Consider the following 20690-nt stretch of genomic DNA (forward strand, 5'->3'; position numbering starts at 1 on the left):
GACGCGAACAGCGCTACACGCGAAAATCCACCGCCATCTCTTCATCGGTACGCGCTTCGAGCTTGCCGGCGCGACACGCTTTGATGAACCCCTCGTAGTCGCGCTCGACCTGATCCGCGTAGGCACTCGCGTAGCCGCTCAGCGCTTCGGCGAACTGATCGCCGCGGCCGATGTACGCGCTGATCTCGATCGCCTGCCCGCTCGCCTTCGCATGCGCGCGCGCCATGATCCAGCCGCATAGCCGCGCGTAGCCGTCGAGCAGTTCGCTGTAGAACAGCTCGATATTCGCGGACAGCTTCATGTCGCGCAGTTGGCGGAAATAGAACTGCCGCCCGTGCGGCCCCGTCCCCCAGCCGAGGAACACGTCGCTCGCGGTTTGCAGCAGCCGCTGACCTTGCACGACGCGCTCGCCCTGATGCTTGACCGTCGGCGACTTGTAGAACTGCGCGATGACCGATGGCCGCGCCTCCTTCATCTGGAGGAACAACGGCTCGCCCATGTGATCGACGAGCAGCACGACCAGACAACGCGTGCCGACGCTGCCGACGCCAGCCACCTTGAACACGACGTCGTGCCTCGTGAAGTGATCGAGCAGATCGCGCCTATCGTGCGACATCGACTTGCGGTACTCGTCCCACACCAGCTCGATCATCTTTTCGATGTTGCCGGTCCGGTAGGTTTCGGTTTCCTCGGCTGTGAACAGCGTGTTCGCACCGAGCACGTGAAACAGCGCGGGCGGCGTGTCGTGGATGGTCCAACGATTGCCGTCGAACGATGCCATTTTTCCCAGCAGGCTTTGATGCGTGCGGCTCGCGGCCTTTTCCATGGCACGCCGCACCGTGCGCCGGCGCTCGGGCGTCAGTGCGATCTCGGCCATGCGGTCGAACGTGATGCGGTCGTACCACAGGTCGAGCGCGCCGAACTGCGCGTATTGCGCGACGCGATCGCGATACGAACCGACCGCGGTCATCACGAGACTCTCGGCGGTGCCGCGGCTCAGGCGCATCTGCCGCGCGGCCACGACGAGGCTCGCGCACAGGCGTTTCAGGTCCCATTCGAACGGGCCGATCGAGACTTCATCGAAATCGTTCAGGTCGAAGACCAGTTGCCGCTCGGGTGTCGCGAATCCGCCGAAATTCATCAGATGGCCGTCGCCGCAGATCGGCATGCTAAGACCGCTGTCGTGCACCTTGCTCAGATCGTGCGCTTGCAGAATCGCACTGCCGCGATGAAACGCAAGCGGCGAGGCTGCCATGCGCCCATAGCGCAGCGGCACCAGATTCTCGACGCGCTCCGCGCTGCTTCGCTTCAGCAGCTCGATCGGATCGCGGTGCAACTCGCCGACCGCCCGATGGCTCGAGCGTTTCGAATGCTCGCGTGCGGCGCGGCCGCGCGCTTCCCGTTCGGCAATGGTGCTGGCTTTCATGCTTTCTCTCCGCTTCTTTGCGATTCTTCAACCGGCGACGATAGAGACTGCTTGCCGCGCGTGGCGCTGTTAATAGCTAGGGCTGCAGTCGCGATCATAACGGGTCGGAACACAACACGGTTAAGCGCGTTCGTCGTCATCTATCCGACCTCCGTAGTACCCCGTAGTATTTTCGCAACCGCCGGCTCGCATGCGCGAGAAAGCACATGCGAGCGAGCGCCCACCGCGCGTAGAATCGAGCGCATGCGCCCTACCCTCGTTCCGCAGCGCGAGTCCGAGCTGCCGCTGCATACGCCCAGTGTGTCGTCGCTGACGTTGGCGGCGGTGATTGCGCTGATCGCGTGGATGGCGATCCTCGCGCAAGCCGACCTGGCCATCGATCGCACGCTCGCGCGCGGTCTCACCGTGTTCGACGCGCTCGCGCGCATGAGCAGCTACCTCACCAATCTGACGGTGCTCGCCAGCGCCTTCTGCTTCACCAGCGTCGCGCTGTGGAAGCACCGCTCGCCGCTCGTGCGCTTTTTCCGCCAGCCGACCGTCGTGACCGCGGTGGTCGCGTACATGGTGTTCGTCGGCATCGCGTACAACGTGCTGTTGCGCGGAATGTGGCCGCTGTCGCCCTACCGGCGCATGCTCAATGAGTCGCTGCACAGCGCGCTGCCATTGCTCGCCGCGCTCTACTGGGTGCTGTTCGTGCCGCGCTTCCATCTGCGCTTGCGTCACTGCCTGCTATGGCTCGTCTATCCGCTCGCCTATCTCGGCATCACGTTCTGGCGCGGCAGCCTGTCGGATTTCTATCCGTATCCGTTCATCGACGTCGAATCGCTCGGGCTGCGCCAGGTGCTGGTCAATTCCGCGCTGCTGTTCGGCGGTTTTCTAATGCTGCTGGCCGTGTTCGTCGGCATCAATTCCAGGCGCCGACGATGATGTTCCAGCACATTCCATCTAGCCGGATGCATAGCGCCGCGTTTCCAGGCGCATTTCTTGCACCCCTTTCGTCACTGACGCAGGCTGACGCCGCACCGGCGCGGCTTGCGCGGCGCCCTTGTGCGGGCGCGTTGCAATTGCAGCGCGCCCGCACGTAAATATGACAACAGGAGCGATGCATATGGACACGAATTCAGCGGCAGGCGCGGTAAAGGAAGTCGCCGGCAAGGTGCAGAGCGCAGTCGGCGACGCAGTCGGCGACACCGGCGCGCAGGTAGCGGGCAAGGCGCGCGAATTGAGCGGCAAGGCGCAGCAGTTATGCGCGAACACGACGAGCCTCTTGCGCGACACGACGGCCGAAAGCCCGTTCACGACGCTGGCCGTCGTCGCACTCGCCGGGTTCGTGATGGGCGCGCTGTGGTCGCGCGGCGGTCGCGACTACGACTGATGCAGGCGCGGCGCCGGATCGTAGGCGCCGAACGACAGTGCGAAGCAGTCGCACCAAAGCGGGCGATTCGCGTCAAGCGGATCGCCCGCTGCTTTACTAGCCGCTCTGCTTTACTAGCCGCTCTTCTTCTTGCGGCCGGCGCCCATCTCCAGTTCGATCCACGCCGGCGCATGATCGCTCGCATGCGGTTCGCCGCGCACCCAGCGGTCGACGCCCGCGTCTCGCAGACGCGGCGCGAGATCGGCGCTCAGCAGCAGATGATCGATGCGCAACCCCGAATTCGTGTCCCAATGACGGCGGAAATAATCCCAGAACGTGTACACACGTTCGTCGCCGAAATGCGTGCGCAGCGCGTCGGTCCAGCCTTGCGCGAGCAGCTTTCGATAGCGCTCGCGGCTCTCCGGCTGCAACAGCGCATCCTTTAGCCACGAGCGCGGGTTGTAGATGTCTTCGTCGGTCGGCACGACGTTGAAGTCGCCGGCGATCACGACCGGGTGGCCGCTCTCGTAGAGCTGCGCCGCATGCGCGATCAGATGATCGAACCACGCGAGCTTGTAGTCGAACTTGGGGCCCGGCTGCGGATTGCCGTTCGGCAGGTACAGACACACGATCAGCACGCCGCCGACCGCGGCCTCGATGTAGCGGCTATGCGTGTCGTCTTCGAAACCGGGCAGACCGCGCCGCCGCTCGAGCGGCGCTTCGCCTTTGGCCAGAATCGCCACGCCATTCCATGCGCTCTGGCCTTGCCAGACGGCGCCATAACCGGCTTCGCGCAAGGCGTCGACGGGAAACGCGCTATCCACCGCCTTCAGTTCCTGCAGACACACGACGTCCGGCGCCTCGCGCTCGAGCCATTGAAAAAGCGCCGCCTGGCGCGAGCGGATTCCGTTGATGTTGAACGTCGCAATGCGCAGCTTCGCCATGATCGTCCCTCCGTCGCCTGTGGCACCGCGAGCACCGACCCCATTTTGGCCCGGTTGGCCCGTTCCAAATTTATCACCCGCAACTTTCCATCCAGCTCGAAGCTGTCGACATCCGCAGCGAAGCTACCCGCAAGTCTGATGAATGGCACCGGAAGCAGATGCTAATTGGAAGGTAAGAGGATGTGTATTGCATTATAATTTTATGCGCCCATGAGCCGCCGGCACGATGCCGACTCTGGCGAGGCGGGTTGCCCGCCTGTTTTTTACTGACTGTCCTCAAGTCGTTTCAATGGAAGCTGCAATGAACGCTGCCCCCGCCTGCCCGCAATGCGCGATGGAAAATACCTACCCTGACGGCACGCTGTACGTGTGTGCGGACTGCGGTCACGAATGGTCGGCAAACGCTGGCGCCGATGCGAACGATGAACCCGCCCGTAGCGTCGTCAAGGATGCGAACGGCAACGTGCTGGCCGACGGGGATTCGGTCGTGCTGATCAAGGATTTGCGCGTCAAGGGTTCGTCGATCACGCTGAAGATGGGCACCAAGGTGAAGAGCATCCGGATCGTCGGCGGCGATCACGAAATCGACTGCAAGACCGACGCCGGCAGCTTCATGCTCAAGGCCTGCTTTCTGAAGAAGGTCTGACGGGCCGTTCGCCGTTGGCGGCCCCGCTCCGAAGCGCGGTTCGCACTGCATGATTCAATCGACTGGTTGGCTACCCGAGCATACCGAGAATGGCTGAGGATCGAACCTCGTACGACGCGTTCGTCAAATTTCTGTCCACGCCAATCAGTGACGGGCAACCGTTCGTGCTGGAGACGCAGCACGCGGTGTCGCTACACTTCGATCACTTCTCCACTCAGAGCTTCATGTCGCTCAGCAACCCGGAGAAGCTCACGCTCGGCTATACGCGCGCGATGATGGGATTTCTGTTGCTGCAGCCCGCCCCCACGCACATCTGCATGATCGGACTAGGTGGGGGTTCGCTGGCGAAATATTGCTATCGGCATCTGCCCGAGGTCACGATCGAAGCGGTCGAGATCAGCCCCGAGGTGATCGCGCTGCGTGAAGTATTCAGGATTCCGGCGGACGACGCGCGGTTCAAGGTGGTTTGCGCCGATGGCGCGGACTACCTGATGCAGGATGACATCCGCACGGACGTGATCCTGCTCGATGCGTTCGTCGCGGAAGGGATCGCGAGCCGCTGTGCGAACCTCGCATTCTTCGCCGCGTGTCGCGAGCGACTGACCGAGACGGGCGTCCTCGTCATCAACTTCACGGACGATGATCCAGCCATACCGCAGCACCTCGAGTGGCTGAAATCCGCATTTGGCGTTTGCTATGCGCTCGTTCGGTGCGGCGACGACAGCAACTTCGTCGCGTTTGCCTGGAAAAGCGGGCATCGTTTGCCGCCCAGACAAGTGCTATTCGAGCGTGCCCTCTCGTTTGCCTTTGCAGACGAACTCAAACTATCCGTCACTGCGCGCCGCCTGAAAGAGGGAGAGCGCCTCGATCCGAAGCGGCTGATCTGGCGTGAGCAAGGACAGGGGCACTGGGAAATCGGCGGTTGACCGGCGCGAGGCGTCAACCCGGGCGTTACTTTCCGCGCTTGGCAAGCGGGCTCTTGGTCTTGTAGGTCACGCCGTGACGCTCGAGATACTCGCGGATCAGTTGGCGGACGACTTGTGACGGCGTCAGATCCTGCGCCGAGCAGAGCATTTCGAATGCCTCTTTCTTGGCGGGGTCGATCAGGACGGTCAGGCGTGCGGTTTTCGTTTCCATTGCGAGGACGAGTCGGCAAATATGCTAACCAAATTATAATGCATTTGCTTTGGACGGCACGACCAGAACCGGCATTTCACGCCAGCATTCCCCCGTCCTCGCGTGAGCTCAGTGCCTGCGCTCGAACCGGCAGAGACAGGTCAACAGATCATCGACGACAGGCACGATCGCCAGCGTGACGAGTGCGCCAGCGAGCGGCACGGTCGACACGTAGCCCACATGCTTGAAACCGATTGCGCCGTCCGCACCCGACAACTTGGTGATCATCGCATTCTGCAGCCCCATGATGAAGCACAGCAGGATCACGGTCAGGGGGACGAAGAATGCTTCGCCTAGCGCGAGGTGGCTGCCGAGCAGACCGAACAGCAGCAGCAGCGCGGCCTCGACCACCAACGGCAGCACGTACTGGCTTTGCAGGCTGCGGCGGCGCCCCCAGTTGACGAGCACCGCCGAGCACCCCGCTCCGACCAGAAACGACGCCAGCGAACCAATGCCAGCCAGCACGAGCCGGAGGTCGCCGAGCGCCGCCTGATCCGCGATCGCGGACACGATGCCGCTCATGTGCGACGTGTATTGCCTGACCGCGAGAAAGCCGCCCGCATTGGTGGCGCCGGCGACGAAGGCAAGAGAAAACCCGAGCTGACGGTTCGCGCTCGTGCTGCGGTGTTTTCCCGTCAGGCTTCGAAAGTACTGCGCAGGCATAGGATCACTCAATCGCTTGGAGCAACGGCAAAGACGTGTCAAAGACGTGGCGAATATGTGGTTCACATGATAATGGCATTATCATATCCTGTTATCCAGATTGGTTTCTAATGTCATAATGCGATTCGAGTGAGGCCGGCAAGCCGGAGCTCATTCCATGCTCCTCGTCCAAACCGAGCGTACTGGAGACATTCCGGATGGCACCTTTCCCAGTCGTCCATTTCGTCCTGCTGGTCGCAGCCGCCTGGCTCGCGATCGGCACGCTGGGTCTCGGAGTTCTGCATCGCACGCGACTCGTCGCTCACGGGCTGTTTCCGCTCGGCGCGCTGGGAGGGCTGCTGCTGGGAGCGGCGGGACTCGCCGGCATCTTCACCGAACCGACCACCGCGGTGCTGCCCATCGGCCTGCCCGGGTTGCCGTTTCATCTGCGCGTCGATGCGCTATCGGGCTATTTTCTGTTCGTGCTGGGTGTCGTCAGCGCGGGGATCGGCGCCTTTTCCGCCGGTTATTTCCGCAAGGGCGAAGGCTCGGCGCCAGGACTCATCTGCTTCGAGTACCACGTTTGCATCGCGAGCATCGCGCTCGTGCTGATCGCCGACGACGCCTATGTGTTCATGGTCGCCTGGGAAACGCTGACGCTGTCCGCGACGTTCCTCGTGATGACCAATCATCGGCTCGGCGAAATCCGCCGCGCAGGCTACCTGTATTTCCTGATCTCCCACGTCGGCGCGCTCGCGCTGCTGCTTTGCTTCGGCATCCTGCAGGCGCGCACCGGCGACTACACGTTTGCCAACCTGCGCGCGCAGTCGCCCGACGCGTTCTGGGCCTCGCTCGCCTTCCTGTTCGCGCTGGTCGGATTCGGTGCCAAGGCGGGCGTGTTCCCGTTGCACGTGTGGCTGCCGGACGCCCATCCCGCGGCGCCATCCCCTGTATCGGCGCTGCTCAGCGGGTTCGTGCTGAAGGTCGGTCTGTATGGCCTGATCCGCACCGTGTTCGACCTGCTGCACGTGCAGATCGCCTGGTGGGGCGCGCTGCTGCTCGTGCTGGGCATCGGCACCGCGCTGCTCGGCGTGGTGTTCAGTACGATCCAGGTCGACATGAAGCGTCTGCTCGCGTATTCGTCGATCGACAACGTCGGCCTGATGATCGTCGCGCTCGGGCTCGCGGTGCTGTTTCGCGCGTACGGGATGACGGAGCTGTCCGCGCTTGCGCTGACCGCGATGCTCTACCAGATCGTCGCGCATGCAGCCTTCAAGAGCCTGCTGTTCCTCGGCACCGGGGCCGTGCTGCATGCCACCGGGGAGCGCAATCTCGGCAAGCTCGGCGGCCTGCTCCGTGTTATGCCGTGGACCGCCTGGGCCGTGCTCACGGGCGTCGCGGCCAGCGCTGGCTTGCCTCCGATGAGCGGCTTCGTGGCGGAGTGGCTGCTGCTGCAAAGCTTTCTGTTCACGCCCGGTCTGCAGAATTCCGTGCTGGCGATGACGGTGCCGATCGCGGCCGCGCTCGTCGCGATGACGGCAGCGCTGGCCGGTTACACGATGGTCAAGTTCTTCGGCATCGTCTTCCTCGGGCAGCCGAGAGAAGCGAAACTGAGTCGCGCACACGACGCGAACAGATGGGAACGGCTCGCGTTCTGCTGGTTCGCGGTGGCCGGTGTGCTGCTCGGACTGATGCCCACGCAGTTCGTCAAGGTGCTGGACCGGGTCACGCGCGTGCTCGTCGGCGCCGGAATCGGCGCGGAGAATCATGGCTGGCTGATCTTCGTGCCGGTATCGACCGCGCGGGCGAGCTACATGCCCGTCGTGTTCATGCTGTTTTTCGTCGCCTGCTGCGGCCTTGCGTGGGTGCTGGTGTGGCGCTTCTACCACGGTCGGCTGCGACGGGCCGCGCCGTGGAGTTGCGGCTTCCCGTTCACGACCGCGCGGATGCAGGACACGGCGGAAGGCTTCGGGCAACCGATCCGCGAAATTTTCGCGCCGCTGCTGCGCATCGAGCGGCAATTGCCGTCGCCGTTCGACGCGCAGCCGGCCTACCGGGTCTCGGTCGCCGACCGCACGTGGTCGATTCTGTACGAGCGTATCGCGGCACTCACGCAACGCGCGGCGGAATGGGCGGGTCGGCTGCAGACGGGCCGGATCGCCGTGTACCTGACCTACAGCTTCGCCGTGCTGATCCTCCTGCTGATGCTGGTGAGACGATGGTGACTGTATCCGGCGTGCTGTCGCAAAGCCTCGAGATCATCGTGGCGCTTGCCGCGGCGCCACTGCTCACGGGCTGGGTCAACCAGTGCCGCGCGTGGCTGCAGAACCGGCGCGCGCCCAGCATCTGGCAGCCGTACCGGATGCTCCACAAGCTGTTCAACAAGGAGTCGGTCGTCGCTCGTGGCGCGAGTCCGGTGTTCCGTGGCGCGCCCTATGTCGTGTGGGCCGCGATGACGCTCGCCTGCGCAGTCGTGCCGACGCTGTCGACCGAATTGCCGCTGTCGCCCGCCGCGGATGCGATCGCGCTCGTCGGCCTGTTCGCGTTCGCGCGCGTCGCGCTGTCGCTGGCGGCAATGGATGTCGGCACGGCATTCGGCACGCTCGGCGCGCGCCGCGAGATGCTGGTCGGTTTCCTCGCGGAACCGGCCCTGCTGATGGTGCTGCTGTCGGCCTCGCTGATCACGCAGTCGACCCTGCTCACGAGCATCGTCGCGACGCTCGGCCACAGCGAGCTGACCATCTACCCGAGCCTGGCATTCGCCGGCATCGCGTTCACTCTGGTGTCGCTCGCCGAGAATGCGCGGCTGCCCGTCGACAATCCGACCACTCACCTCGAGCTGACGATGATCCACGAGGCGCTGACCCTCGAATATTCGGGGCGGCACCTCGCGCTGATGGAATGGGCGGCCAGCCTCAAACTGTTCGCCTACTCGTGCATCGGTATTGCGCTGTTCATGCCGTGGGGGATCGCCGCGGCGGGTAATCCGCTCGCGCTGCTGTTCGCGGTGCCGGCACTGTTCGTCAAGCTGATGGTCGGCGGCGCCGCGCTGGCGGTGGTCGAGACCGCCAACGCGAAGATGCGGATTTTCCGGGTTCCGGAGTTCCTTGCGACCGCCTTCCTGCTCGCCGTGATCGGCATGCTCGTCCATCTGCTGCTGGGAGCCTGAATGCACGCCTACGCGACGCAACTGATCAATTTCCTCGCTGCCGTGCTGCTGATGCTGTCGTTCGCGATGCTGAGCCAGCGCCGCATCCTGTCGCTGATCCATCTCTATACGTTGCAGGGTGTGGCGCTGGTGGTGGCAATCCTGATCCTCGGTTTCGTGACGGATGATGCGCATCTGTACGTGTCGGCCGGACTGACGCTCGTGCTGAAGGTCGGCGTGATTCCGTGGATTCTGTATCGGCTCGTGCGCAGGCTCGACATTCAGGCCGACGTCGAACCGCTGATCAACATTCCGGCCACGCTGCTGATCGGCATCGTGCTCGTGATCATCGCGTTCAACGTCGCGTCGCCGATCAGCCAGCTCGCGACGTCGGCCGCGCGCGGCACGCTCGGGATCGCGCTTGCGTGCGTGCTGTTGTCGTTCATGGCGATGATCACGCGCGCGAAGGCGGTTCCCCAGGTGATCGGCTTCCTGTCGATGGAAAACGGGCTGTTCTTTGCCGCCACGGCCGCGACCAACGGCATGCCGATGATCGTGGAACTCGGCATCGCACTCGACGTGCTGGTCGGGATTCTGATTCTGGGCGTCTTCATGTTCCAGATTCGCGAGCAGTTCGACAGCCTGGACATCCATCACCTCGAGAAACTCAAAGATGAATGACGCCCACGTCGTGCTCGCCGTGCTCGGCATTCCGCTCGTGGCGGCCGCATGTCTCGCGGGGGTGCGCCCCGCTCCGGTCGCGCGCAACCTGAACGCCGGCTTCAGCTTCGTGACGTTCGCGGCGACGCTGGTGCTCGCCGCGCGCACCGTCGAACGCGGACCGTCGTTCGCGTTCGATCGTGCATTCTTCGTCGATCCCCTGAACGTGTACCTCGTCGCGCTGACTGCATTCGTCGGCTGGACGACGTCGCTGTTCTCGCGGCCGTACATGCAGATCGAAGAGGCGCGCGGGCGGATGACGGCGACGCGGATGCGCCTCTATCACAGCATGTACCAGTTGTTCATGTTCGCGATGCTGCTCGCGCTGCTGACCAATAACCTCGGCGTGCTATGGGTCGCGATGGAGGGCGCGACGCTCGCGACCGTGCTGCTCGTCAGCGTGTATCGGACCGCCGCGAGTCTCGAGGCCGCCTGGAAGTACTTCATCCTGTGCGGTGTCGGCATCGCGCAGGCCTTGTTCGGCACGATCCTGCTGTACCTCGCCGCGAGCCGGCAACTGAGCGACGGCGACGCGCTGCTGTGGACGAGCCTTGCAGCCGTCAAGACGCACCTGGACCCGTCCATCGTGTCGATCGCCTTCGTGTTCCTGCTGGTCGGCTACGGCACGAAGGTCGGACTCGTGCCGATGCACAACTGGCTGCCGGACGCGCATGCCGAAGGCCCGACACCGATCTCAGCGGTGCTGTCCGGGCTGCTGCTGAACGTCGCGCTGTACGCGGTGCTGCGCTGCAAGGTGCTGGCGGACGGCGCGCTCGGCAATGGCCTGCCCGGACGATTGCTGGTCGGGTTCGGGCTCGTGTCGGTGCTGATCGCGTCGTTCTCGCTGTTTCGGCAGAAGGACGTCAAGCGGCTGTTTTCGTATTCGTCGATCGAGCACATGGGACTGATGACGTTCGCGTTCGGCCTCGGCGGCCCGGTCGCGACGTTCGCCGGTCTGCTGCATATGACCGTCCATTCACTCGTCAAGTCGGCGATCTTCTTTGCGGTGGGCCACGCGGCGCAAAAGGCGGGGACCCAGGCGATCGAAGGCATTCGCGGGCTGCTGCGGGTCAGCCCGACAGTCGGCTGGGGCATGATGCTCGGCGCGCTCGCGATTCTCGGACTGCCGCCGTTCGGCGTGTTCGCAAGCGAATTTCTGATCCTGACGACCGCGATGAACACGCTACCGTGGACAGCGCCGTTGTTGCTGCTGGGCCTCGCCGTTTCGTTCGCGGCGATCTTCGCGCGCGTGCAGCGAATGGTGTTCGGCGAAACGACGACGGCCAAACCGCTCGAGCATCGCCCCGCGCCGCTGCCGGTATTCGTGCATCTCGGCTTGGGGCTGATGCTTGGGCTCTATGTGCCGCCGTATTTGGCAACATGGTATCGCCAGGCCGCAACGATGCTGGCGGGGTGACGGATGCGACTCGAATCGATGCAACTTGCCGCCAGCCGCCTCACACATCGTGCGGGCCAGATTCCAGCAGCAGTGGTGAGCGCCGATGAATCGGCATGGCTCGAGCTTGCGCGCACCGCGCGAGCGGAGCAGCGGCGCCTCGTTGCAATGTGGGGCAGCGAAGCAGTCGAAGACGGTTTCTCGGTGAACGCCGCGTACGAATGCGATGACGGCATAGCGTGGGTGCGCCTGCCAATCGGGCGTCAGCAGAATGCCGGTGGAGACTATCCCGATCTCGCCACCGTTTTCCCGTGCGCGACTCGCATGCAACGAGCGATCTTCGATCTGATCGGCCTGCGCGCGCGTGGCGCCCAGGACACGCGCGCGTGGCTCAATCACGGCAACTGGCCCGATGATTATTTCCCGCTGCAAAGGCAGGCGACCGGTGTCGAAGATTTCGAATCGAGCGAGGCGGACTACCCGTTCGTGCAGGTTGCGGGCGATGGCGTACACGAGATAGCTGTCGGGCCGATTCATGCCGGCACCATCGAGCCGGGGCATTTCCGCTTTTCAGTCGTCGGCGAGAAGGTGCTGCGCCTCGAAGAACGTCTCGGCTATGCGCACCGCGGCGTCGAGCGTCTGTTTGAACGTACTCCCGCATCGCACGGTCATCGGGTTGCCGCGAGGATTGCGGGCGACTCGACCGTCGCGTTCTCGTGGGCCTTTTGCATGGCGCTCGAGCAAGCCAGCGGCACGCAACTGTCGAAGCGCGCACTGTATCTGCGTGCGCTTCTGCTCGAACGCGAACGCGTGGCCAACCACCTCGGCGACCTCGGCGCACTGGGCAACGACGCCGGGTTCGGCTTCGCACTCGCGCAATTCTCGCGGCTCAAGGAGGACTGGATACGCACGAACGCCCGCCTGTTCGGACATCGGTACCTGATGGATCGGATCGTGCCGGGCGGTGTATCGGTCGATGTTCGCCCCGACGACGCGGCGGTGCTGACCGAGCAATGCGAACGGATCGAACGCGAGGTTCACGTGATGCGCAAAGTCTACGAAGACCAGTCCGGGCTGCAGAATCGGTTCCTCGGCACGGGACGATTGACGCCCGCTGTCGTCGAGCATTTCGGCGTGCGTGGCATGGCCGCCCGCGCCAGCGGCCGAACCTTCGACGTTCGCGCGAACTTGCGCGCTGCTCCGTATGACGACATGGCGGTCAATGCGGTCAGCGATGCGCGCGGCGACGTTGCCGCACGCGTCGCGGTGCGCTTCGCCGAAATCGATGAATCCCTGCGCCTGATCCGCACGCTGCTCACCAATCTTCCCGATGACGGTCCCGCGGTCGTCGCCATGACGCCTGCAACGGCGCACGCGCAAGGCGTAGGCTGGGTGGAAGGCTGGCGAGGGGACGTATTCGTCGCCCTCGATCTCGCCCCGGGCGACGTCATCGGCCGATGCCATTGCCACGATCCGTCATGGCAGAACTGGCCGGCGCTCGAACACGCGATCATCGGCAACATCGTTCCCGATTTCCCGCTGATCAACAAGTCGTTCAACCTGAACTACGCGGGGCACGATCTCTGATGTGGCAACTGATCCGGCAATTCGCGCGCACCGATTTCCCCGACGAACCCGCGCCGGCGGCGGAAGACGCATGGCTTCACGAGGAGCGACGCATTCGCGGGGACATACTCGATCTGCTTGGGCGGGCGCTGTGCATCCGGCAGATCGATGCGGGTTCATGCAACGGTTGCGAGTTGGAGATTCACGCGCTGAACAACCCGTACTACAACATCGAAGGGCTTGGCATCAAATTCGTCGCGAGTCCGCGGCATGCGGACCTGCTGCTCGTGACCGGGCCGGTGACGCTGAGTATGCGCACGGCCCTGCTCGCCGCGTACGACGCGACCCCCGCTCCGAAACTCGTCGTTGCCGCCGGCGAGTGCGCATGCACGGGCGGCATTTTTGCCAATAGTTACGCGGTGTGCGGCCCGGTTTCGTCGATCTTGCCGGTGGACGTGACGATCCCCGGATGTCCGCCGCCGCCGCTCGATTTGCTGCGAGGCATCCTCACAGCCTGCCGGGCGCGTTGAGCCGCAGGTCGTTTTCCCCAGTGCAAAACGTGCAACTTTGCCCGTTTTGCACGACTCCACACGGGCTCCATCCCGATCATTGCGCATATTGGCCTGCCTTTATTGCGCGGATCGGCTTTGCGTTTGCAGCGAGTCTTTAATACCGTTGTAGCTGCACCCGCAACGGCACTTAAATTGCTGCTCAGTGGTTTGTGTCAACGCGATGCGTTGGACATCGACGCGTCGTCAGCCTGCATTGACCTTTCAATGGAGTCAACAGATCGTCATGACCACGCCTACAGAATGTCAGCATTGCGGGGACACCCCCGCTTCAGAGTCGGCCGCCGAGCAAACCATCACACCTTCCCAACCGTCACGCCGCCGCTTCCTGCAATCGGCGGCGGCCGCCGCGACGATCGGCGCGGCGCCGAATCTGCGCGCGCAAGCGCAGGCACCCGCCGCACCCGCGCCGCAAAGCAACCCCGTGGTGCCGCCGCGCCCCGTTACATTGACCGTCAACGGCCGCGCATACGCGCTACAGCTCGAACCGCGCGTGACGCTGCTCGACGCGTTGCGCGAATACGCCGGTCTGATGGGCACGAAGAAAGGCTGCGACCGTGGTCAATGCGGCGCCTGCACGGTGCTCGCCGACGGCCGCCGCATCAACTCCTGCCTAACGCTCGCGGTCATGCATGAAGGCGAGAACATCACGACCGTCGAAGGACTCGCGAGCAACGGCACATTGAGTCCTGTGCAGGCCGCGTTCATCGAACACGATGCGTTCCAGTGCGGCTACTGTACGCCCGGGCAGTTGTGCTCGGCGACCGCCCTGCTCGGCGAATTCCGCAGCGGCACGGCGAGCACCGTGACCGCCGACGTGCGCGCGCGTCCCGCCGCGCTCACCGACGACGAAATCCGCGAACGCATGAGCGGCAACATCTGCCGCTGCGGCGCGTACGTGAACATCGTCGCCGCGGTGCGCGCCGCGCACGAGCACGCCTGACGGAGACCGACATGGATGCGATTTCCTACGAACGCGCCAGCGACGTCGCCAGCGCGGTACGCGCCGCGCAACAGCCCGGCGCGGTGTTCATCGGCGGCGGCACGAATCTGCTCGATCTGATGAAGGGCGGCGTCGCGCGGCCGGTGCGGCTCATCGATATCACACACATCGGCGGCCTCGACTCGGTGACGACGCTGCCCGGCGGCGGCCTGCGCATCGGCGCGCTGGTGCGCAATAGCGACGCGGCCAATCACGCGCTGGTGCGCGAGCAGTACCCGCTGCTGTCGCAAGCGCTGCTCGCGGGCGCGTCGCCGCAGTTGCGCAACATGGCGACGGTCGGCGGCAATCTGCTGCAACGCACCCGCTGCGGCTACTTCTACGACACCGCTTTCACGCATTGCAACAAGCGCCTGCCCGGCAGCGGCTGCGCGGCGCTCGACGGCCATAACCGCGCGCACGCGATCCTCGGCGCGAGCCCGCAATGCATCGCGGTCAACCCATCGGACATGAGCGTCGCGCTGGCCGCGCTCGATGCGCTGGTGCGCGTGAGCGGCCCCGGTGGCGAGCGCACGATCGCGTTCGCCGACTTCCATCGCCTGCCCGGCGACCGGCCCGACGTCGATACCACGTTGCAGCCCGGCGAGCTGATCACCGCGGTCGATCTGCCGCCGCCGCTGTTCAGCGCGCATTCGCACTATCTGAAGGTGCGTGACCGCGCGAGCTATGCGTTCGCGCTCGTATCGGTCGCGGCCGCGTTGCAGATGGACGGCGAGCGCGTGCAGACCGCGCGTATCGCGCTCGGCGGCGTCGCGCACAAACCGTGGCGCGCGAACGTGGCCGAACACATGCTGAGCGGCCAGCCGCTCAGCCAGGCCACGTTGAAAAACGCCGCCGCGGCCGCGTTGAGCGGCGCGCAGCCGCGTCACGACAACGCCTTCAAGGTCCAGCTCGCGCAGCGCGCGATCGTGCGCGCGGTCAACCAGGCCGCCGGCAATGCGGGAGGTGTCGCATGAATCTGATCGGACAACCGCTCGATCGCGTCGACGGTCTGCTGAAGGTGACCGGCGACGCGCGTTATGCAGCCGAATTCCCCGGGGCGCGCCTCGCGCATGGGGTGCTCGTGACGAGCACGATCCCGGCCGGCACGATTTCGTCGATCGATGCGAGTCGCGCCGAGGCCGTGCCCGGCGTGCTGCTCGTGATGACCTACCAGAACGCGCCGCGTCTGCCGAACGGAGGCAAGTCCGCGTTCTCGCCTCCGGCCGGCCGGTACCTGTCGCTTCTGCAAGACAACCAGGTGCACTACAGCAACGAGCCGGTCGCGGTAGTCGTCGCCGATACGCTCGAACATGCGACCGATGCCGCGCGCCAGCTGCGCATCGTCTATCAGCCGGGCACCGCGGTGCTCGACTTCGAGCAGGCAAAAGCGCACGCGCATGCGCCGGACAAGCCGCAGGGCCGGCAGACCGACACGCAGCGCGGCAGCTTCGAAGACGGCATGCAAAGCGGCGACGTGCATATCGAGGCCACCTATACGACGCCGATCGAGCATCACAACCCGATGGAGCCGCACGCGACGATGGCGCACTGGGACGGCCCGCAGCTGACGGTCTACGACTCGACCCAGGGCGTGAGCGGCACCGCGCAGGTGCTCGCGAAGACGTTCGCGATCCCCGTGTCCGACGTGCGCGTGATTTCGCCGCTGATCGGCGGCGGCTTCGGCTGCAAGGGCTCGTCGTGGTCGCACGTGTCGCTGTGCGCGATGGCCGCGCGGCAAACCGGGCGGCCCGTGCGGCTCGCGCTCGAACGGCCGCAGATGTTCGGCCCGGTCGGCGCGCGGCCGCGCACCGAGCAGCACTTCGTGATCGCCGCGCGGCATGACGGCACGCTGACCGCGATGCGCCACGACAGCATCTCGAACACGTCGATGATCGAAGACTGGACCGAGACCTGCTGCATGGTCACGCGCATGCTGTACGCGGTGCCCAACCAGGTGACGACGCACCGGCTCGTGCAGCTCAATGTCGGCACGCCGACCTTCATGCGCGCGCCGGGCGAGACCACCGGCTCGTTCGCGCTCGAATCGGCGATGGACGAACTCGCGGTCGCGCTGAAGATGGACCCGCTCGCGCTGCGCCTGAAAAACTACGCGGACAGCGATCCGCAGGAGCACAAGCCGTGGTCCGGCAAGTCGCTGCGCGAGTGCTATCAGATCGGCGCCGAGAAGTTCGGCTGGTCGCGCCGCTCGCACACGCCACGTTCGACGCGCAACGGCAACACGCTGATCGGCATGGGCATGGCGACCGCGACGTATCCGGCCAACCGCAGCGAGGCGTCGGCGCTCGCGCAGATTCTGCCCGACGGCACCGCGGTGGTCGCCTCGGGCACGCAGGACATCGGCACCGGCACCTACACGGTGATGACCCAGGTCGCCGCCGATGCGCTCGGCTTCACGCCCGAGCAGATCCACTTCGCGCTCGGTGATTCGTCGCTGCCGCGCGCGCCGGTGTCGGGCGGCTCGCAGTCGGCGGCCAGCGTGTCGCCCGCGGTGCGCGACGCGGCGAGCCAGGCGCGCAGCCAACTGATCGCGCTGGCGCTCGCCGATGCGGCCTCGCCCGTGCATGGCTTGCCGCTCGACGACGTCACCGTCGCAAGCGGCTGGGTCGTGAGCCGCTCGCAACCCGACAAGCGTGATCCGGCCGCGGCGATCATCGCGCGCGCGGGCGGCAAGCCGATCGAGGCGACCGCCACCGTGAAGCCAGGCGACGAGAAGCAGAAGTACTCGTTTCACTCGTTCGGCGCGGTGTTCGTCGAGGTCCACGTCGATGCCGAGTTGGGCACGATCCGCGTGCCGCGCGTGGTCGCGGTGTACGACGTCGGCCGCGTGCTGAATCAGAAGACCGCGCGCAGCCAGATGATGGGCGGCATCGTGTGGGGCATCGGCGCGGCGATGCAGGAAGAGAGCACGCTCGATGAGCGCTTCGGACGCTTCACCAACGCGAACCTCGCCGAGTATCACGTGCCGGTGAACGCCGATATCGGCACGATCGACATTGCGTTCATCGACCGGCCCGATCCGTACATCAACTCGCTCGGCGTGCGCGGGATCGGCGAGATCGGCATCACGGCTGTGGTGGCCGCGATCGCGAACGCGGTGTACAACGCGACCGGCGTGCGGGTGCGAGATCTGCCGATCACGCTGGACAAGGTGGCGCGGACCTGAACCGGCGGCAGCGGCGGAAACGATGCAACAGCGAAAGCCGGAGCGGCGGGCGGCTGGCATCGGGCTTGTCCTGCCGCGCTTGCCTCCCGCCCCGTTGCATCGCACAATCGGGGCACTCCTCTCTACCGGTATCCGCCGATGGCCTATGCCTCGCTCGCCACTGGCGTGTTGCTCGCCGCCGGTTCCGGCTCGCGCTTCGATCCGCGCGGGCTGCACAACAAACTGCTCGCACGCATGCCCGACGGCACCCTGGTCGCGCATGAAGCCGCGCATCGGCTGCTGCAGGTCGTCACGCGAGTGCTCGCCGTGGTGCGGCCGGGCTCCGACGCGCTCGCCCGCGTGCTGAACGATGCCGGCTGTGATGTCGTGTTTGCGGCGAGCGCCGAGCGCGGCATGGGCGCGAGCCTCGCCGCCGGCATCGAAGCGAGCGACGACGCCGAGGGCTGGATCGTCGCGCTCGCCGACATGCCGCGCATTGCAATTCCGACCATCGAAGCGGTAGCCCGCGCACTCGACAACGGCGCGACGCTCGTCGCGCCGTTCTACGACGGCCAGCGCGGCCATCCGGTCGGCTTCGGCAGCGAGCACCGCGACGCGCTGCTCGCGCTCGACGGCGACACCGGCGCGAAGGCGCTGCTCAAGTCACGAGCGCTGACGCGCATCGACGTCGACGATCCGGGCATTCTGCGCGACGTGGATACGCCGGATGATTTGCGCGCGCTCTAGCGGCTAAGCTCAGCGTCGCCGAGACGCGACCTTTCGTGTATCTGACAGATTTTTGGCGGCTCCGAGTACATCATGTGAACTCGCATCTTCAAACGAGGAGTATCGACGTGAGCTCATCCGCCATCAGTCTGAAGAACGACGTCTCCCCGGCCGAGTGGGACGCACGCGTCAATCTCGCGGCCGCCTACCGTCTCACCGCGCTATTCGGCTGGGACGACCTCGTGTTTACCCACATCTCGGCGCGCGTGCCGGGCCCAGAGCATCATTTCCTGATCAACCCGTACGGCATGATGTTCGATGAGATCACCGCGTCATCGCTCGTCAAGATCGACCTCGACGGCCGCAAGGTCAGCGAATCGCCGTACGACATCAATCCGGCCGGCTTCACGATCCATAGCGCGATTCATGCGGCACGCGAAGACGCGCTTTGCGTGATGCACACGCACTCGATCAACGGCGTGGCCGTGTCGGCTCAGGCGGAGGGCTTGTTGCCGCTGTCGCAGCAGTCGCTGGGTGTGCTCGCGTCGCTCGGCTATCACGACTACGAGGGCATCGCGCTCAATGAAGCCGAAAAGCCGCGCCTCGTTCAGGACCTCGGACACAACACGAATCTGATGCTGCGCAACCACGGCCTGCTGACGGTCGGCAGGACGCCGGCGGATGCGTTCGTCGCGATGTATTTCTTCGAGGCGGCCTGCATGATCCAGGTACGCGCGCAGGCGGGCGGCGGCAAGCTTCTCCCCATCGCGCCGCCGATTCTCGACAACATCAAGGAGCAGATCAAGCTCGTGACGAGGGGCGCGACGCCAGGCGCGCTCGTGTGGCCGGGGCTGCTGCGCCGGCTCGATCGTCGTAACCCCGGCTTTGCGGACTAGAGGCCTGGGCGTCACGCAAAGTGTGATGGACCGAGTTGCCGATGCGACGCAACGGGGGTGTGACCGGTAGGCGATCTGAGAATCTGCATGGCAAAAATCTGTATCTACGGCGCCGGCTCAATTGGTTGCTATGTCGGCGGACGTCTGCTGGCTGGTGGCAGCGACCCGCGTGTGCTTGGCATACCGGATGCACTGTTCGAACGGCTCGGCCGCGCGATGCTGACGATCTTGCCGGACAAGGAAAGGGACACTGATACCGCATGAAGCCCCTGGATCTGACGCGATTCGATCTCAACCTTCTGGTCGTACTCGAGGCACTTTGGGCCGAGAGGCACGTCGGCCGCGCCGCCGAACGACTGCATTTGTCCCAGTCCGCAACCAGCCACGCTTTATCGAGGCTGCGTACTGCTTTTGCTGATCAGCTTTTCATTCGTCACCCTCGCGGGATCGAGCCAACGCCGCTGGCCATCGAGTTGATGCCGCGCGTGGCGGCGGTGCTGGAGTCGGTCAGGCTCGTCGCCAGTCCACGTGGCCCATTCGATCCAGGTCGCGTGCAAGCGACACTGTCGGTGGCAGCCACCGATCACGCCATCTTGACCGTCATCGCCCCTGTTCTGCACAGCATCCAGGCCGCTGCGCCGGGTGTCGTGCTGAGGCTCGGGCCAGCCGATAGCGAATCCGCTCTGCGCATGTTGGACCGTGGCGATTTCGACATCGTGCTAGGGTCCGGCTCTTTCGCCCAGATTCCGCAGCGTTTTGATTGCCAGCTTGTTCATAAGGAGCGTTTCGTCGGCATTGCGCGCAAGGGGCACCCGGCCCTCGTCAAGCGAGGCAAGAAGCTGCACATGGAACTGGATGACTTCGCTCGGCTGCCGCACATCCTGGTCTCGCCGCGCGGAGATACACGAGGCGCCGTCGACGATGCGCTGGAGGCCGTCGGTCGAACCCGGGTGGTGAGCGCCACCTGCCCCAGCTTTCTGGCTGCTCCGTTCATGGTCGGTGCTTCGGAAGCGATTGCCGTTATCGCGGAGCGGGTCGCACTGCGGATGCAGGACACTGCGCAACTGAGCCTTTTCGAACTGCCGTTGGCGTTACCGACCTGGGAGGTGCTCGTTATTCGAGCCCGAGGGCGCGCCAACGAACCGGCCGTTCAGTGGCTTGCCAACATGATGATCGCCCACTGAACATCGGCAGGGACTTGCTGCCGTCGCAGCGACAAGGGCGCCATGAATCTCGTGCATCGACATGCTGTGCAAATGCCATTGGATCGAATACCTCGGGCCTCATAGAGTTCGGTTGCCGATTATTCAACCTGCTCGGAGTACCCCATGAGGAC

Annotated in this window: 21 protein-coding genes; 17 read left to right on the forward strand and 4 right to left on the reverse strand. The window is 64.9% G+C overall.

What is annotated here, in order from left to right; all coding sequences use genetic code 11:
- Positions 1–13: 13 nt before the first annotated feature.
- Positions 14–1426, reverse strand: coding sequence for a DUF2252 domain-containing protein (locus AB3X94_RS18355; RefSeq protein WP_368612283.1), 1413 nt, complete (start codon positions 1424–1426; stop codon positions 14–16).
- Between the two features lie 243 nt (positions 1427–1669).
- Here AB3X94_RS18355 and AB3X94_RS18360 point away from each other — a divergent pair, with 243 nt between their 5' ends.
- Positions 1670–2353: a Pr6Pr family membrane protein gene (locus AB3X94_RS18360; protein ID WP_176107690.1), complete on the forward strand. Its 684-nt coding sequence runs from the start codon at positions 1670–1672 to the stop codon at positions 2351–2353.
- Positions 2354–2534: 181 nt separating this feature from the next.
- Positions 2535–2801 (forward strand): CsbD family protein, encoded by a 267-nt coding sequence (locus AB3X94_RS18365; RefSeq protein ID WP_368612284.1) that lies wholly within the window; start codon positions 2535–2537, stop codon positions 2799–2801.
- A gap of 113 nt (positions 2802–2914) precedes the next feature.
- Here AB3X94_RS18365 and xth read toward each other — a convergent pair whose 3' ends face one another.
- Positions 2915–3724, reverse strand: coding sequence for an exodeoxyribonuclease III (gene xth, locus AB3X94_RS18370; protein WP_176107688.1), 810 nt, complete (start codon positions 3722–3724; stop codon positions 2915–2917).
- 301 nt (positions 3725–4025) lie between these two features.
- Between xth and AB3X94_RS18375 the strand changes: the two genes are divergently transcribed.
- Together AB3X94_RS18375 and AB3X94_RS18380 are read left to right on the forward strand one after the other, a co-directional pair.
- Positions 4026–4370, forward strand: a complete 345-nt coding sequence (locus AB3X94_RS18375; RefSeq protein ID WP_368612285.1) for a zinc ribbon domain-containing protein YjdM — start codon at positions 4026–4028, stop codon at positions 4368–4370.
- A gap of 89 nt (positions 4371–4459) precedes the next feature.
- On the forward strand, positions 4460–5296 hold the full coding sequence (locus tag AB3X94_RS18380) for a spermidine synthase (RefSeq protein WP_176107686.1): 837 nt from the start codon (positions 4460–4462) through the stop codon (positions 5294–5296).
- 25 nt (positions 5297–5321) lie between these two features.
- Here AB3X94_RS18380 and AB3X94_RS18385 read toward each other — a convergent pair whose 3' ends face one another.
- Positions 5322–5507 carry a CopG family transcriptional regulator gene (locus tag AB3X94_RS18385; RefSeq protein ID WP_090809355.1) on the reverse strand — a complete coding sequence of 62 codons (186 nt, stop codon included), beginning with the start codon at positions 5505–5507 and terminating at the stop codon, positions 5322–5324.
- A 108-nt stretch (positions 5508–5615) separates the two neighbouring features.
- Entirely contained in the window at positions 5616–6209 is a 594-nt protein-coding gene (locus AB3X94_RS18390) for a YoaK family protein (RefSeq protein WP_368612286.1), read from the reverse strand.
- A 197-nt stretch (positions 6210–6406) separates the two neighbouring features.
- Between AB3X94_RS18390 and hyfB the strand changes: the two genes are divergently transcribed.
- The 13 genes from hyfB to AB3X94_RS18455 all read left to right on the forward strand — a co-directional run bounded on the left by hyfB (position 6407) and on the right by AB3X94_RS18455 (position 20538).
- A complete protein-coding gene (gene hyfB / locus AB3X94_RS18395) occupies positions 6407–8413 on the forward strand; it encodes a hydrogenase 4 subunit B (protein ID WP_368612287.1) in 2007 nt (668 codons plus the stop codon).
- Positions 8407–9357 carry a respiratory chain complex I subunit 1 family protein gene (locus AB3X94_RS18400; protein WP_176107684.1) on the forward strand — a complete coding sequence of 317 codons (951 nt, stop codon included), beginning with the start codon at positions 8407–8409 and terminating at the stop codon, positions 9355–9357. Before hyfB ends, AB3X94_RS18400 begins: the two co-directional genes overlap by 7 nt.
- On the forward strand, positions 9358–10017 hold the full coding sequence (locus AB3X94_RS18405; RefSeq protein ID WP_176107683.1) for a formate hydrogenlyase: 660 nt from the start codon (positions 9358–9360) through the stop codon (positions 10015–10017).
- Complete coding sequence (locus AB3X94_RS18410) at positions 10010–11473, forward strand: hydrogenase 4 subunit F (RefSeq protein WP_368612288.1); 1464 nt, start codon at positions 10010–10012, stop codon at positions 11471–11473. Before AB3X94_RS18405 ends, AB3X94_RS18410 begins: the two co-directional genes overlap by 8 nt.
- Positions 11474–11476: 3 nt before the next feature.
- On the forward strand, positions 11477–13039 hold the full coding sequence (locus tag AB3X94_RS18415; protein ID WP_368612289.1) for an NADH-quinone oxidoreductase subunit C: 1563 nt from the start codon (positions 11477–11479) through the stop codon (positions 13037–13039).
- Entirely contained in the window at positions 13039–13548 is a 510-nt protein-coding gene (locus AB3X94_RS18420) for an NADH-quinone oxidoreductase subunit B family protein (RefSeq protein WP_368612290.1), read from the forward strand. Before AB3X94_RS18415 ends, AB3X94_RS18420 begins: the two co-directional genes overlap by 1 nt.
- A gap of 265 nt (positions 13549–13813) precedes the next feature.
- On the forward strand, positions 13814–14530 hold the full coding sequence (locus tag AB3X94_RS18425; RefSeq protein WP_368612291.1) for a (2Fe-2S)-binding protein: 717 nt from the start codon (positions 13814–13816) through the stop codon (positions 14528–14530).
- A gap of 11 nt (positions 14531–14541) precedes the next feature.
- Positions 14542–15543 carry a xanthine dehydrogenase family protein subunit M gene (locus AB3X94_RS18430; protein WP_368612292.1) on the forward strand — a complete coding sequence of 334 codons (1002 nt, stop codon included), beginning with the start codon at positions 14542–14544 and terminating at the stop codon, positions 15541–15543.
- Complete coding sequence (locus AB3X94_RS18435) at positions 15540–17753, forward strand: xanthine dehydrogenase family protein molybdopterin-binding subunit (protein ID WP_368612293.1); 2214 nt, start codon at positions 15540–15542, stop codon at positions 17751–17753. The genes AB3X94_RS18430 and AB3X94_RS18435 overlap by 4 nt, the downstream gene beginning before the upstream one ends.
- 138 nt (positions 17754–17891) lie before the next feature.
- Positions 17892–18479: an NTP transferase domain-containing protein gene (locus AB3X94_RS18440; RefSeq protein WP_368612294.1), complete on the forward strand. Its 588-nt coding sequence runs from the start codon at positions 17892–17894 to the stop codon at positions 18477–18479.
- Positions 18480–18586: 107 nt separating this feature from the next.
- On the forward strand, positions 18587–19354 hold the full coding sequence (locus AB3X94_RS18445) for a class II aldolase/adducin family protein (RefSeq protein ID WP_368612295.1): 768 nt from the start codon (positions 18587–18589) through the stop codon (positions 19352–19354).
- An 87-nt stretch (positions 19355–19441) separates the two neighbouring features.
- On the forward strand, positions 19442–19618 hold the full coding sequence (locus AB3X94_RS18450; protein ID WP_368612296.1) for a 2-dehydropantoate 2-reductase N-terminal domain-containing protein: 177 nt from the start codon (positions 19442–19444) through the stop codon (positions 19616–19618).
- Positions 19615–20538: a LysR family transcriptional regulator gene (locus AB3X94_RS18455; RefSeq protein ID WP_368612297.1), complete on the forward strand. Its 924-nt coding sequence runs from the start codon at positions 19615–19617 to the stop codon at positions 20536–20538. The genes AB3X94_RS18450 and AB3X94_RS18455 overlap by 4 nt, the downstream gene beginning before the upstream one ends.
- Positions 20539–20690: the final 152 nt, after the last annotated feature.

It is taken from the genome of Paraburkholderia sp. BR10923 (genome assembly GCF_040948765.1).
GTDB lineage: Bacteria > Pseudomonadota > Gammaproteobacteria > Burkholderiales > Burkholderiaceae > Paraburkholderia > Paraburkholderia youngii.

What these genes read in the sequence shown, in the direction of transcription:
- AB3X94_RS18355 (WP_368612283.1), bottom strand. Translation starts at nt 1,426, where the DNA reads ATGAAAGCCAGCACCATTGCCGAACGGGAAGCGCGCGGCCGCGCCGCA.
- AB3X94_RS18360 (WP_176107690.1), top strand. Translation starts at nt 1,670, where the DNA reads ATGCGCCCTACCCTCGTTCCGCAGCGCGAGTCCGAGCTGCCGCTGCAT.
- AB3X94_RS18365 (WP_368612284.1), top strand. Translation starts at nt 2,535, where the DNA reads ATGGACACGAATTCAGCGGCAGGCGCGGTAAAGGAAGTCGCCGGCAAG.
- xth (WP_176107688.1), bottom strand. Translation starts at nt 3,724, where the DNA reads ATGGCGAAGCTGCGCATTGCGACGTTCAACATCAACGGAATCCGCTCG.
- AB3X94_RS18375 (WP_368612285.1), top strand. Translation starts at nt 4,026, where the DNA reads ATGAACGCTGCCCCCGCCTGCCCGCAATGCGCGATGGAAAATACCTAC.
- AB3X94_RS18380 (WP_176107686.1), top strand. Translation starts at nt 4,460, where the DNA reads ATGGCTGAGGATCGAACCTCGTACGACGCGTTCGTCAAATTTCTGTCC.
- AB3X94_RS18385 (WP_090809355.1), bottom strand. Translation starts at nt 5,507, where the DNA reads ATGGAAACGAAAACCGCACGCCTGACCGTCCTGATCGACCCCGCCAAG.
- AB3X94_RS18390 (WP_368612286.1), bottom strand. Translation starts at nt 6,209, where the DNA reads ATGCCTGCGCAGTACTTTCGAAGCCTGACGGGAAAACACCGCAGCACG.
- hyfB (WP_368612287.1), top strand. Translation starts at nt 6,407, where the DNA reads ATGGCACCTTTCCCAGTCGTCCATTTCGTCCTGCTGGTCGCAGCCGCC.
- AB3X94_RS18400 (WP_176107684.1), top strand. Translation starts at nt 8,407, where the DNA reads ATGGTGACTGTATCCGGCGTGCTGTCGCAAAGCCTCGAGATCATCGTG.
- AB3X94_RS18405 (WP_176107683.1), top strand. Translation starts at nt 9,358, where the DNA reads ATGCACGCCTACGCGACGCAACTGATCAATTTCCTCGCTGCCGTGCTG.
- AB3X94_RS18410 (WP_368612288.1), top strand. Translation starts at nt 10,010, where the DNA reads ATGAATGACGCCCACGTCGTGCTCGCCGTGCTCGGCATTCCGCTCGTG.
- AB3X94_RS18415 (WP_368612289.1), top strand. Translation starts at nt 11,477, where the DNA reads ATGCGACTCGAATCGATGCAACTTGCCGCCAGCCGCCTCACACATCGT.
- AB3X94_RS18420 (WP_368612290.1), top strand. Translation starts at nt 13,039, where the DNA reads ATGTGGCAACTGATCCGGCAATTCGCGCGCACCGATTTCCCCGACGAA.
- AB3X94_RS18425 (WP_368612291.1), top strand. Translation starts at nt 13,814, where the DNA reads ATGACCACGCCTACAGAATGTCAGCATTGCGGGGACACCCCCGCTTCA.
- AB3X94_RS18430 (WP_368612292.1), top strand. Translation starts at nt 14,542, where the DNA reads ATGGATGCGATTTCCTACGAACGCGCCAGCGACGTCGCCAGCGCGGTA.
- AB3X94_RS18435 (WP_368612293.1), top strand. Translation starts at nt 15,540, where the DNA reads ATGAATCTGATCGGACAACCGCTCGATCGCGTCGACGGTCTGCTGAAG.
- AB3X94_RS18440 (WP_368612294.1), top strand. Translation starts at nt 17,892, where the DNA reads ATGGCCTATGCCTCGCTCGCCACTGGCGTGTTGCTCGCCGCCGGTTCC.
- AB3X94_RS18450 (WP_368612296.1), top strand. Translation starts at nt 19,442, where the DNA reads ATGGCAAAAATCTGTATCTACGGCGCCGGCTCAATTGGTTGCTATGTC.
- AB3X94_RS18455 (WP_368612297.1), top strand. Translation starts at nt 19,615, where the DNA reads ATGAAGCCCCTGGATCTGACGCGATTCGATCTCAACCTTCTGGTCGTA.